Source organism: Bradyrhizobium sp. YR681, assembly GCF_000282615.1.
Lineage (GTDB): Bacteria > Pseudomonadota > Alphaproteobacteria > Rhizobiales > Xanthobacteraceae > Bradyrhizobium.
The window spans coordinates 18,600-30,973 of sequence record NZ_AKIY01000028.1 but is presented as its reverse complement, the minus strand read 5'-3'; the positions used below and the strand labels follow the sequence as shown (position 1 = coordinate 30,973).

12 protein-coding genes and 1 pseudogene are annotated in these 12,374 nt (G+C 64.2%); 7 read left to right on the top strand and 6 right to left on the bottom strand.

Going from position 1 to position 12,374, the window contains the following annotated elements; translation table 11 throughout:
• From PMI42_RS04710 to PMI42_RS04700, 3 genes and pseudogenes are all read right to left on the bottom strand, one after another.
• Window positions 1-789 (bottom strand): annotated as a pseudogene (locus PMI42_RS04710) (excinuclease ABC subunit UvrA); the annotation flags it as partial.
• 275 nt (window positions 790-1,064) lie between these two features.
• Window positions 1,065-1,733, bottom strand: a complete 669-nt coding sequence (locus PMI42_RS04705; RefSeq protein WP_008131042.1) for an outer membrane protein — start codon at window positions 1,731-1,733, stop codon at window positions 1,065-1,067.
• Window positions 1,734-1,969: 236 nt separating this feature from the next.
• Window positions 1,970-2,719: an outer membrane protein gene (locus tag PMI42_RS04700; protein WP_008131040.1), complete on the bottom strand. Its 750-nt coding sequence runs from the start codon at window positions 2,717-2,719 to the stop codon at window positions 1,970-1,972.
• A 463-nt stretch (window positions 2,720-3,182) separates the two neighbouring features.
• Here PMI42_RS04700 and PMI42_RS04695 point away from each other — a divergent pair, with 463 nt between their 5' ends.
• Window positions 3,183-3,680, top strand: a complete 498-nt coding sequence (locus PMI42_RS04695; RefSeq protein WP_008131038.1) for a single-stranded DNA-binding protein — start codon at window positions 3,183-3,185, stop codon at window positions 3,678-3,680.
• 42 nt (window positions 3,681-3,722) lie between these two features.
• Here the strand turns inward: PMI42_RS04695 and PMI42_RS04690 are convergent, their stop codons facing one another.
• Window positions 3,723-4,073: a low molecular weight protein tyrosine phosphatase family protein gene (locus PMI42_RS04690; RefSeq protein ID WP_008131036.1), complete on the bottom strand. Its 351-nt coding sequence runs from the start codon at window positions 4,071-4,073 to the stop codon at window positions 3,723-3,725.
• A gap of 288 nt (window positions 4,074-4,361) precedes the next feature.
• Here PMI42_RS04690 and PMI42_RS04685 point away from each other — a divergent pair, with 288 nt between their 5' ends.
• Entirely contained in the window at window positions 4,362-4,745 is a 384-nt protein-coding gene (locus PMI42_RS04685; RefSeq protein ID WP_035964518.1) for a DUF2306 domain-containing protein, read from the top strand.
• A 182-nt stretch (window positions 4,746-4,927) separates the two neighbouring features.
• A complete protein-coding gene (gene gyrA, locus PMI42_RS04680) occupies window positions 4,928-7,669 on the top strand; it encodes a DNA gyrase subunit A (RefSeq protein ID WP_008131032.1) in 2,742 nt (913 codons plus the stop codon).
• 102 nt (window positions 7,670-7,771) lie between these two features.
• Here the strand turns inward: gyrA and PMI42_RS04675 are convergent, their stop codons facing one another.
• Both PMI42_RS04675 and PMI42_RS04670 read right to left on the bottom strand, forming a co-directional pair.
• Window positions 7,772-9,625: a potassium transporter Kup gene (locus tag PMI42_RS04675; RefSeq protein ID WP_008131030.1), complete on the bottom strand. Its 1,854-nt coding sequence runs from the start codon at window positions 9,623-9,625 to the stop codon at window positions 7,772-7,774.
• Between the two features lie 202 nt (window positions 9,626-9,827).
• Entirely contained in the window at window positions 9,828-10,085 is a 258-nt protein-coding gene (locus PMI42_RS04670) for a hypothetical protein (protein WP_008131028.1), read from the bottom strand.
• A 259-nt stretch (window positions 10,086-10,344) separates the two neighbouring features.
• On the opposite strand from PMI42_RS04670, the gene coaD reads away from it, so the two are divergent.
• From coaD to PMI42_RS04650, 4 genes are read left to right on the top strand one after another with little or no spacing between them, the layout of a single operon-like run.
• The gene (gene coaD / locus PMI42_RS04665; RefSeq protein ID WP_008131022.1) at window positions 10,345-10,842 is read left to right on the top strand and encodes a pantetheine-phosphate adenylyltransferase; all 498 of its coding nucleotides are present in this window, start codon (window positions 10,345-10,347) and stop codon (window positions 10,840-10,842) included.
• A 37-nt stretch (window positions 10,843-10,879) separates the two neighbouring features.
• Entirely contained in the window at window positions 10,880-11,455 is a 576-nt protein-coding gene (locus PMI42_RS04660; protein ID WP_008131019.1) for a peptidylprolyl isomerase, read from the top strand.
• Window positions 11,456-11,464: 9 nt separating this feature from the next.
• Window positions 11,465-11,890, top strand: a complete 426-nt coding sequence (locus PMI42_RS04655; RefSeq protein WP_008131018.1) for a UCP034077 family protein — start codon at window positions 11,465-11,467, stop codon at window positions 11,888-11,890.
• On the top strand, window positions 11,887-12,351 hold the full coding sequence (locus PMI42_RS04650) for a peptidylprolyl isomerase (RefSeq protein ID WP_008131015.1): 465 nt from the start codon (window positions 11,887-11,889) through the stop codon (window positions 12,349-12,351). The genes PMI42_RS04655 and PMI42_RS04650 overlap by 4 nt, the downstream gene beginning before the upstream one ends.
• Window positions 12,352-12,374 lie beyond the last annotated feature (23 nt).

The window sequence follows — 12,374 nt, the reverse complement described above, 5'->3', positions numbered from 1 at the left end:
GGCAGGCGCAGCACCAGCCGGTGCATCGGCGTACTCGATGACGGCGAGGCCCTCGGCGAGTTTTAGCGCGGTCTCGAAGCTCTCGGCGAGGCGCTGGCCGATATCGGCGCGCACCACGATGCGATCGACGACGACGTCGATGTCATGCGGAAACTTCTTGTCAAGCGTGGGCGCTTCCGCGAGCTCATGGAAGGCGCCGTCGATCTTGACGCGCTGGAAGCCCTTCTTGAGCCATTCGGCGAGCTCCTTGCGGTACTCGCCCTTGCGGCCGCGCACGACGGGTGCAAGCAGATAGAGGCGGGTGCCTTCGGGCAGCGCCAGCACGCGGTCGACCATCTGCGAGACGGTCTGGCTTTCGATCGGCAGGCCCGTGGCCGGCGAATAGGGCACGCCGACGCGCGCCCAGAGCAGGCGCATGTAGTCGTAGATCTCGGTGACGGTGCCGACGGTGGAGCGCGGGTTCTTCGAGGTCGTCTTCTGCTCGATCGAGATCGCCGGCGACAGGCCGTCGATCTGGTCGACGTCGGGCTTCTGCATCATCTCCAGGAACTGGCGCGCATAGGCCGACAGCGATTCGACGTAGCGGCGCTGGCCTTCCGCATAGATGGTATCGAAGGCAAGCGAGGATTTGCCGGAGCCCGACAGCCCCGTGAACACCACGAGCTTGTCGCGGGGAATCTCGACGTCGACATTCTTGAGGTTGTGCTCGCGCGCGCCACGGATCGTAATTGCGCGCAGGCTGGATCCCGCGTTCTGCTGTTGGCGCTTCGCCTTGATCACTTCATCCATCCGAGTTGCCCTCAAGGAATCCCATGGGTGCGCGACCGCGCCGACTTAAAAGGCGCGCTTCGCCCGGAACCGGGATCGGCGCCGATGGGGTTGTCAGCGAACGTAGGAAGAACGAGGACGGATTTCCAGAGGGACTTGCGAATCGTCAACGGATTGTTGGCGCGCTGGCGGCATCTGGCAGCAGCGAGGATCGCGGAACTGGTGGAACGGTGCGCGCGCAAAAAAAGGCCGGCACAAGGCCGGCCTTTCGTAACGCGATGGCGTCGTAGCGAAGATCAGTACTTCGCGACGATCGGGCCCCCGAAGTGATAGTTCACGCCGACCTGCACGGTGTGGAAGTTGAGCGTGCCCGAGTTCACGGGAGCGCCGAGGCCAGAGAAGTAGGTCTCGCCGCCGAGGCTGCGATAGAGATACTCGCCCTTGACCGACCACTGCGGAGCGAAGAACGCCTCGACGCCGGCGCCGACGGTCCAGCCGGAGTGCCACTTGGTGTCGGAGACGGTCACGCCGAGCGCGGAGACGCTGAGCTTGTTGTCGATCCAGGCGTAACCACCGGTGCCGTAGAACAGCACCTGGTTGACGGCGTAGCCGATACGGCCGCGGACGGTGCCGAGCGCGTCGGTCTTCGACGACACGGTGATGCCGAGAGCGGTTGCCGAGGCGTTGACGTCAGCCCAGGCACCATCGGCCTCGACGCCGAACACGACGCTTCCGGTCTGCCAGTTGTAGCCGGCGGTGCCGCCGACGAAGCCACCCTGCATGCGGGGGCTGTTGGCATCTTCCCAGGCGCCGCCACCGACGATACCGAGATAGAAGCCGGTCCAGTTGTAGACCGAGGCAACAGCGACCGGAGCCTTGGTGTACGGGCGGGCCGCGAGATCAGCCGCCGATGCGGGGGCAGCGAGAGCGAACAAACAGGCCGAAGCCAACAAAACCTTCTTCATTTTCAACCTAATCCCAGTCCCAGTTTCTGTTGTGCCTTCCACGATAGGGAAGGGCATCGGACGCTGTGGTCCAACTGATGTCGTGCTTACACTAACAAAGCCGCAAGTTGTGTACCCGAAAAGCCACAACAGTCACAAAACGTAATAGTCACTGTCCGATTGTTCCAGACTGGAACCGGAAACGAAAAGGCCGGCGCAAGGCCGGCCTTTGATCTCCAAGTGATATCAGGTGGATATCAGTACTTTGCGACGACCGGGCTGCCCCAGTTGAAGTGATAGTTCACGCCTGCCTTGATGGTGTGGACGGTGTCGGTCCACTCGGAGCGGTTGGTGGGCACGGCGGTGTACTGGATCGTGCTCTTGCCGAAATCGATGTAGTTGTACTCGACCTTGGCGGACCAGTTCGGAGCGAACATGTATTCGGCGCCGGCGCCGACGGTCCAACCCCAACGCCAGTCGTTCTGGACGAAGACGTTTCCGGGGACGCCATCATAGCGATGCCGGATGTCGCCGACCGCGGCGCCGCCGCTGACGAACAGGAGGGCGGGACCGGTCGAGTAGCCGAGGCGGCCCTTGATGTCGCCGTAGCCGCGAATCTTCGTGAAGTAGGTGTCGCCCACGCCGGCATTGATCTCGGCGGAACGGCCGCTGATGTCAGCCCAGTGATAATCACCCTCGACGCCGAAGACGACCGGACCCTGCTGCCAGTTGTAGCCGAACACGCCACCAACGAAGCCGCCGCTGGTGTCATACTTCTGCGTTCCAGCAAAAATCGCCGTGTTGGGAGTCCCGAAGAAAGTTTCGTCGCTGCGGCCCCAGGCGCCGCCACCCTGAACACCGACGTAGAAGCCGGTCCAGTTATAAATGGGCGAGGGCGCAACCATCGGCGCCTTCGTGTAGGGACGCGCGGCAAGATCCGCAGCACTCGCCGGAGCCGACAGGCCCAACGCAGCGGCACCAAAAGCAACCACCAAGATTTTATTCATTACGGTCTCTCCCATGTTTGTCCGCTTCTCAAAAAATCCCCGAAGCGGGCCATCAGGCGCGACGCCCAAATGATCTAATTCCGAGGCAACGCTAGCCCGGTTCGGCGGCAGAGTCCGTCTCCGAAATACAACAGTCGAGAACCAACGAAGGAGGCAATAAGTAAATGAATGTTAAGTGCTTTTTTCGGGCCCGTGGAACCCGAAAAGGTTCCATCGGGTTCCGCCGCAAGATGAAATTTTGATGCCGTGTGGCCAATCTTGCGGCAGTCGTTGGCCGTAAAAACACCCTGAGAACAAATCTGGAACGAACCGTGGGTCGGTGCTATATATGGGGATAAGTTGGGGGGTGACGGGCCGATCCGCCCTCGCAAGCGTATAGGGTCGCCTCAACAGGGCGGCAGAGCATCGCGGCGCGCGGGCTCGGCCTTTTGAAATTCAGTGGGATTTGGAGTGGAGAGCGGCGATGGCGGGAAGCGTCAACAAGGTCATTCTGGTTGGAAATCTCGGCAAGGATCCTGAAATCCGCCGCACCCAGGACGGGCGGCCGATCGCGAATTTGAGCATCGCGACCTCGGAGACCTGGCGCGACAAGAACAGCGGCGAGCGCAAGGAAAAGACCGAGTGGCATCGCGTCGTGATCTTCAATGAAGGCCTCTGCAAGGTCGCCGAGCAGTATCTGAAGAAGGGCGCCAAGGTCTACATCGAGGGCGCGCTCCAGACCCGCAAGTGGACTGATCAGGCGGGCGTCGAGAAGTATTCGACCGAGGTCGTGCTCCAGGGCTTCAACTCGACCCTGACGATGCTCGACGGCCGCGGGGGCGGGGGAGGCGGCAGCTTCGGCGACGAGCCGGGCGGCGATTTCGGCTCCTCCGGTCCCGTCAGCAGTGCGCCGCGCCGCGCGGTTGCCGCCGGCGGCGGCGGTGGCCGCAACAGCGACATGGACGACGACATCCCGTTCTGAGGCCTGCCCGTTCTCAGACTTGAGATCTCAAGGCTTGGGATCTCAAGGCTTGGGAATAGTCGGTGCCGGCCGTGAGAGGAAACGGCCGGCGCGGCTTTCAAGTATCCGGACCAGGACGGGATCCATGAATTCATAGTCGTCCGGAATGTCGAGGCAGATGACCCGCTTGTTGTTCAGGCTGGAGCGGAATTTCCGGTTCAGCTTGCTACGGTGGGACTTCTCCATGACGAAGATGATGTCGGCCCATTCGACCTGCTCGGACGACAACACCACGTCCGCATCGTTCGAGATGCCGGCCGAGTCGGTCTCGACGCCCGGCCACGTCGAAAAGACCTGTTCGGCGGTCGGGCTGCGCAGGCGATTGGCGCTGCAGACAAAAAGGACGTTGGTCACGTGACCGCTCCCGGAAAAAGACCGGGGCTACATACATGCCTTCGGATCGTCGGTGCACTCTAAGACGTCGAAGTTCCGAGCCCGGCCGGAATGCTTGCGCTGCAGATCGGCTGGTTCGCGTGAAACGACAGAATTTCTTGCCAAATAACGGGTGAAGCTCGGTTTCTCCGGGCTTGCCTCATGTGCCGCCTCAAGCCTTTGACGCGCCGCGATGTGAATGGTATTAACTTTATGTTAATCCTATTCACATGGTTCGCCTGCCGATCGGAGGAGAGCATGATCCTGACGATCAGCCTTGCGCCGCTGCTTGAGGCGGCGCCGGCGATCCCGCTGCATGCCTTTGCCGCCATGGCCGCCTTCGTGCTCAACCTCGTCCAGTTTGCCGCTCCCAAGGGCACGCTGCCGCATCGGACGATCGGCTGGATCTGGGTGGCGCTGATGGCGGGGGTGGCGGCCTCGTCGTTCTGGATCCACCAGATCCGCCTGGTTGGGCCGTTCAGCCCGATCCATCTGCTCTCGGTCTTCACGCTGGCGATGCTGCCGCTCGCGGTGTGGCGGGCGCGCACCCATCGCGTCGCCGATCACCGCCGCGCCATGATCCTGCTGTTCACGGGTGCGCTGCTCGTGGCGGGTCTGTTCACGCTGCTGCCAGGCCGCATCATGCATAGGTGATTTTCGGGGCGTAAGGGGCGGTTCCGGCAAGCTCGTTCCGGCCCCACTGCGGACTGTGCCGGGAAGCGCGTAAGTCTCTGGAAAAACAGTCGGAAAAAGCGCTTCCCCGGACCTTGCAAAGGTGGTTATCAGGGCAGCGATGCGCTATATGATTCCCAGATAAAACTTCATCGGATTCCCCCTTGGCTGACGACGACAAGCCCGGCGACCAGCCGGCGCAACCCTCGGATATTCGCCCCGTCTCCATCTTCGAGGAGATGAAGAAGTCGTATCTCGACTACGCCATGAGCGTGATCGTCGCGCGCGCGCTGCCCGATGCGCGCGACGGCCTGAAGCCGGTGCATCGCCGCATCCTGTACTCGATGAACGAGCAGGGGCACACGCCGGACAAGAAGTACGTCAAGTCAGCCCGCGTGGTCGGCGACGTCATCGGTAAGTATCACCCGCACGGCGACCAGTCGATTTACGACGCCATGGTCCGCATGGCGCAGGACTTCTCGATGCGCGTGCCGTTGATCGACGGCCAGGGCAATTTCGGCTCGGTCGACGGCGATCCCCCGGCCGCCTATCGTTACACCGAAGCGCGCCTGACCAAGGCCGCGCTGGCCCTGCTGGCCGACATCGACAAGGACACCGTCGACTTCCAGCCGAACTACGACAACAACGAGACCGAGCCGTCGGTCCTTCCGGCCAAGTTCCCGAATCTGCTCGTCAACGGCGCCGGCGGCATCGCGGTCGGCATGGCCACCAACATCCCGCCGCACAACCTCGGCGAGGTCATCGACGCCTGCGTCGCGCTGATCGACAATCCCGCGCTCACCATCGAGGAACTCATCAACATCGTGCCGGGTCCGGATTTCCCGACCGGCGGCGTCATTCTCGGCCGCGCGGGCATCCGCGCCGCCTATCACCTCGGCCGCGGCTCGATCGTCATGCGCGGCAAGGTCGCGATCGAGACCATCCGCAAGGAGCGCGAGGCGATCATCATCACCGAGATTCCCTACCAGGTGAACAAGGCGACGATGGTCGAGCGCATCGCCGAACTGGTCAAGGAAAAGAAGATCGAGGGCATCGGCGACCTGCGCGATGAATCCGACCGCGACGGCTACCGCGTCGTGATCGAATTGAAGCGCGACGCCGTGCCTGACGTGGTGCTGAACCAGCTGTACCGATTCACGCCGCTGCAGACGAGCTTCGGCGTCAACATGGTGGCGCTCGACAGCGGCCGTCCGCGGATCATGCATCTGAAGGACCTGCTCGCGATCTTCGTCGACTTCCGTGAGCGGGTCGTTACGCGGCGCACCAAGTATTTGCTGGCCAAGGCGCGCGATCGCGCCCACATCCTGGTCGGTCTCGCCATCGCGGTGGCCAATATCGACGAGATGATCCGCGTCATCCGGACCTCGCCGGACCCGACCACTGCGCGCGACACCCTGATGTCGCGCGACTGGCCGGCCCGTGACGTCGAGGACATGCTGACGCTGATCGACGATCCCCGCCATCGCATCAGCCCGGACGGCACGATCCGGCTGTCGATGGAGCAGGCGAGGGCGATTCTCGACCTGCGCCTGCAGCGCCTCACCGCACTCGGCCGTGACGAAATCCGCGACGAGCTCGACAAGCTCGCCGGCGAGATCGCCGATTATCTCGACATCCTGCGCTCGCGCGCCCGCGTGCTCGATATCATCAAGACCGAACTCGCCGAGGTGAAGGCCGAGTTCGCAACCCCGCGCAGGACCGTCATCATCGAGCAGGAAGGCGAGGTCGAGGACGAAGACCTGATCCAGCGCGAGGACATGGTCGTCACCGTCTCCCACGCCGGCTACGTCAAGCGCGTGCCGCTGTCGGCCTACCGGGCGCAGCGCCGCGGCGGCAAAGGCCGCGCCGGCATGCAGACCCGCGACGAGGATTTCGTCTCGCGCCTGTTCGTGGCCTCCACGCACACGCCGGTGCTGTTCTTCTCGTCGCGCGGCCAGGTCTACAAGGAGAAGGTCTGGCGGCTGCCGATGGCGGCGCCGAACGCGCGCGGCAAGGCGCTGATCAACATCCTGCCGCTGGAGCAGGGCGAGCGCATCACCACCATCATGCCGCTGCCCGAGGATGAATCGACCTGGGGCAACCTCGACGTGATGTTCGCCACGACAGGCGGCAACGTCCGGCGCAACAAGCTGTCCGACTTCGTCGACGTCCGCCGCTCCGGCATCATCGCGATGAAGCTGGACGAGAACGAGGCGATCGTCGACGTGCAGATCTGCACCGAGCGCGACGACGTCTTGCTCACCGGCGCCGGCGGCCAGTGCATCCGCTTCCCCGTCACCGACGTGCGCGTGTTCACCGGGCGCACCTCGATGGGCGTGCGCGGCATCGCGCTCGGCGAGGGCGACAAGGTGATCTCGCTGGCGATCCTGCGCCACATGGAGACCACCTCGGACGAACGTTCGGCATATCTCAAGATGCGCCGCGCGGTGGCCGGCGAAGCCGCGGCCGAGGAGCCGGCGGCGGACGCCGAGGCCGAGGAGACTTCCGGCAGCTTCCAGCTCCCGCAGGAGCGCTATGTCGAGATGTCGGCGGCCGAGCAGGTCGTGCTCACCGTCTCCGTCAACGGCTACGGCAAGCGGACCTCGTCCTACGAGTACCGCACCACCGGCCGCGGCGGCAAAGGCATCGTCGCCATGAGCGTCAACAACCGCAACGGCAATCTGGTGGCGTCGTTCCCGGTGGAAGACGCCGACCAGATCATGCTGGTCACCGACAAGGGCCAGCTGATCCGCTGCCCGGTCGAAGGCATCCGCATCGCCGGCCGCTCGACCCAGGGCGTGATCGTGTTCGACACCGCCGAGGACGAGCACGTCGTCTCGGTCGAGCACATCACGGAAGAGGCCGAGAGCGGGAATGGCGCCAATGGCGAGGCGAGCGGCGAGTAAGATTTAGTCCCGTAGCCCGGATGGAGCGAAGCGAAATCCGGGGCTCTCACGCTTGGCCAGAATCCCGGATTGCGCTGCGCTCCATCCGGGCTACGAACTGCCCTAAATCTCCAGCTCCGTCCCGAACTCCACCACCTGCTTGGTCGGCACGCCGAAGAACGCGGCCGAGCGCTCGGCGTTGCGTTGCAGGAAGGCGAACACGGTTTCGCGCCAGACCCACATGCCCGGCACGTCCTCGCGCGGGATGATGGTCTCGCGGCCGACGTAATAGGTGATGTCGGAGAGGTCGATGCCGGGCAGCTTGCCCTGCCGGCAGGTCAACGTCAGTCCCTCGTAGATCGTCGGGTTCTGCATGAAGCCGTAATGCAGGACCACGCGGGTGATGCCGGGGATGATCTCGATCACCTCGGCACGGTCTGCCTCGGTGACGTGCGGGGATTCCTCGATCAGCACGGTGACGAGGATGATGCGCTCGTGCAGCACGTGGTTGTGCTTGACGAATTGTGTGAGGGCGAGCGGCACGCCTCGCGGCGCGGAGGCCAGGAACACGGCCGTTCCCGGCAGCCTGGCGCTGCACTTGTTCACCGCGGTCTCGATCAAATCCTCCTCGGGCTGGCGTAGTTTTGCGCGCGCCGCCTCGACCAGCTTCACGCCGCTGCGCCAGGTCAGCATCATGAAGGCGACGAGGGCCGCGAGCAGCAGCGGAAACCAGCCGCCCTCGAACAGCTTGACTGAATTGGCCGAGAAGAAGATCACGTCGATGACGAAGAAGAAGCCGTTCACGGCGACCACGAGCCATGGCGAATAACCCCACTGGATCGCAACCAGGGCTGCGAGCAGCGTCGTGATCGCCATCAGCAGCGACACCGCGATGCCATAGGCGCCGGCGAGCGCGTCCGAGGTGCCGAAGCTCAGGACGGCGCCGAGCGTGGCGGCGGCGAGCAGCCAGTTCACCAGCGGCACGTAGATCTGGCCGATCGCATCGCTGGTGGTGTGGCGGATCTGCATGCGCGGCAAAAAGCCGAGCTGGATCGACTGCTGCGTCAGCGAGAACACGCCGGAGATGATCGCCTGCGAGGCGATCACGGTCGCCACCGCCGAGAAGGCGACCAGCGGATAGTGCAGGGCATCGGGGCAGAGCTGGAAGAACGGGTTCTCGATCATGCTGGGATCGGTGATCAGCAGCGCGGCCTGGCCGAAATAGTTCAGCACCAGCGCGGGCAGGCAGATCGCGAACCAGGCAAGCCGGATCGGCAGGCGGCCGAAATGACCCATATCGGCGTACATCGCCTCGCCGCCGGTGACCGCGAGGAAGGCGGCGCCGAGGATTCCGAACGAGATGTGGAAATCCTGGTGGATCAGGAAGTCGAAGGCGTAGAGCGGGCTGAGCGCCGCCAGCACCGCCGGCGCCTTGACGATGCCGTGGATGCCGAGTGCCGCCAGCACGACGAACCAGGCCATCATCACCGGTCCGAAGATGCGGCCGATGAATCCGGTGCCCTGCTTCTGCATCATGAACAGGCCGATCAGGATGACGACGGTGACGGGCACCACGGCGGGCGCGAGCGAGGGCGCGTCGACCTTGAGGCCTTCGATGGCCGAGAGCACCGAGATCGCCGGCGTGATGGCGCCGTCGCCATAGAGAAGGGCGGCGCCGACGAGGCCGACCACCAGAAGGTGGGCGCGCCAGGTCCCGGGCTGGGCGTTGCGGGCATGCAGCAAGGCCAAGAGGGCAACGATGCCGCCTTCACCGCGATTGTCCGCGCGCAGGATCAACAGCGCGTATTTCAGAGAGATGATCAGCAGCAGGGCCCAGAGGATCAGCGAGGCGACGCCCAGGACAGCTTCAGGAGCGACTGTCGCGCCATGGGCGGCCGCCTTGGCGGCTTCCTTCAGGGCGTAGAGCGGGCTGGTGCCGATATCGCCATAGACCACCCCGAGGGCGCCCATGGTCATGGCAAGCGGCAGTGGATCGGGATGGTGGCCGGAAGCGACTGCGGGCGTACTGGACAATGGCAACCCCCCGATGGGATCGCGCCCGGCGGGCCATTCCGACGGGCGCGAGCATCACGCAGTCTGCGACGGGACGTCGCAAATATCCATGGGGTTTATCTTGGGGGGTATCGAGGCCTACCTGACGCGAAACTGACAGACCCGGCTACGGGGTGCGGTCAGCCGTCACGAGGCGAGCGACGCGGACGTCAGCCTTGGTGCCGGCACGGCGCAGGCAGGACGCCTCGAAATTCGGCCAGGCCTGCTGCGAGCAATCGCGGCCGATGCTGCGGATGTCGAGCCGGTCGCTCTTGGCCAGCGGCTGCGGCACGCTGGCTTCGACGGTCGGGGCAAAGCCGGGCAGGAGGGTAAGGGCTGCGGCAACACACGCAGAGATCGCGATCGCTGAAAGAGCCTTGATCATTGACAGTCCCCTGTGATGCGGCCGCCTACGCCCAGTGTGCGGCCCGTCATTTGTTGGCTGGATTAGTAACCATGGCCAGTTTCCGGACGTCTTCGCGGACGCGGGAAATGGTTTCGTTCGTGGTCCGTTTTGTTTCGTGGTCGGCCCCAGGACGAAACAATCCGGTCGGCGCCGACACGGCCGGCAGGACAATTTCCGGGAAACGGGCAGGGAACCTGGCTGGCTTGCCGGGCCGGGCCGGGCGCGGTAGGAGGGAGCCATGCCGCGCATTGCCTTCTACCCAGGTTCCTTCGACCCCATCACCAACGGCCATCTGGACGTGGTCCGGCATGCCGTGCCCCTGTGTGACCGCCTGGTGGTCGCGGTCGGCGTCCATCCCGGCAAGAAGCCGCTGTTCTCGACCGAGGAGCGCCTGAAGATGCTTCTGGACGTCTGCGGGCCGGTCGCGGCCCAGGCCGGCTGCGTGCTCGAAACTGCGACGTTTGACGATCTGTCGGTGACCGCCGCGCGCAGGCATGGCGCCACCATCATGATTCGTGGGCTGCGCGACGGCACCGACCTCGACTACGAGATGCAGCTTGCCGGCATGAACGAGGCCATGGCGCCTGAGGTGCACACGGTGTTTCTGCCGGCCTCTCCGATGGTCCGCCCGATCACCGCCACTTTGGTGCGCCAGATCGCAGGGATGGGCGGAGATGTCTCGACCTTCGTGCCGCCGCTCGTAGCCAGCCTGCTCAAGGCCAAATTCGCCGGATAACGGCGCGCCTCTTCATCTCACCTGATCCGGAGTTCTCATGATCCGTCGTCTCGCAATTCTTGCCACGATTTTTGCCGCGCTCTTGAGTGCGGTCCCGGCGGTGGCGCAGCAACTGCCTGCGAACCTCGACAAGGCCAATGCGCTCGTCATCGACACCACCAAGGGCCGCATCGTCATCAAGTTGCGCACCGATCTGGCGCCGCAGCACGCCGAGCGCCTCAAGACGCTTGCGCGCGAGGGCTACTACAACAACGTGCCGTTCCATCGCGTCATGGACGGCTTCATGGCGCAGACCGGTGACGGCGAGAAATTCAACGGCACCGGTGGCTCGAAATATCCGAACCTGAAGCAGGAATTCTCCAAGGTGCACTTTGCACGCGGCATCGTCGGAATGGCGCGGCGCGGCGACAGCGTCGACACCGCCAACTCGCAGTTCTTCATCATGTTCGCCGACGGCGGCAGCCTCGATAACCAGTACACCGTGGTCGGCGAGGTCGTGCAGGGCATGGACGTCGTGGACAAGCTGAAGAAGGCGCCGGCCGGCTCGCCCAGCGGCACCGTCACCGATCCCGACAAGATGGTGAAGGTCCAGGTCGCCTCCGACATCAAATAGGATGGGATCATGGCGCGCTGCGGCAACAGGCTTTTGCTGGCTGCCGCGGTGCTGCTCTCAGGCGTCTGCGGCGCGTCCGCCGAAGACGCAGAGGTCAACACCATCCAGGACATCTTCCGGCACTTGCGAACCTGCTGGAAGCCGCCGCCGGCCGCCAGGGCTCGCCCACTCGACATCACCGTCGTCGTGAGCTTTAACCGGTCCGGAAACATTTTGGGCCGTCCGAGGATTTCCTATGAACCCGCGGAGGCCTCCGACAATGACCGGCTGCAATACCGGATCGCGGTGATGGAGGCGTTGCAACGCTGCACGCCGATGCCATTTACCGATGCAATGGCCGGCGCCGCCGCGGGACGTCCATTCGCGATCCAGTTCCGTAGCCGCAAGACGCCACCTGATAAGACTTCACCTCCAACGCAAGAGAGACGAGCATGAGCGCCACCGAAAACACCCTGATCCTCGAGACCACGCAGGGCCCCGTCACCATCGAGATGCGTCCCGACCTCGCGCCCGGCCATGTCGCGCGCATCAAGGAACTGGTCCGCGAGGGCTTCTACGACGGCATCGTGTTCCATCGCGTGATCGAGGGCTTCATGGCGCAGACCGGCTGCCCGCAGGGCACCGGCACCGGCGGCTCCGGCAAAAAGCTGAAGGCCGAGTTCAACAAGGAGCCGCATGTGCGCGGCACCACCTCGATGGCCCGCGCCGCGAGCCCCGATTCCGGCGACAGCCAGTTCTTCATCTGCTTCGACGACGCCCGCTTCCTCGACAACCAGTACACGGTGTGGGGCAAGGTGACCGAGGGCATGGAGAACGTCGACAAGATCAAGCGCGGCGAGCCGGTGCAGAACCCGGACAAGATCGTCAAGGCGCGGATGGCCGCGGACGCGGAATAAACACACGACCCTCATCCTGAAGA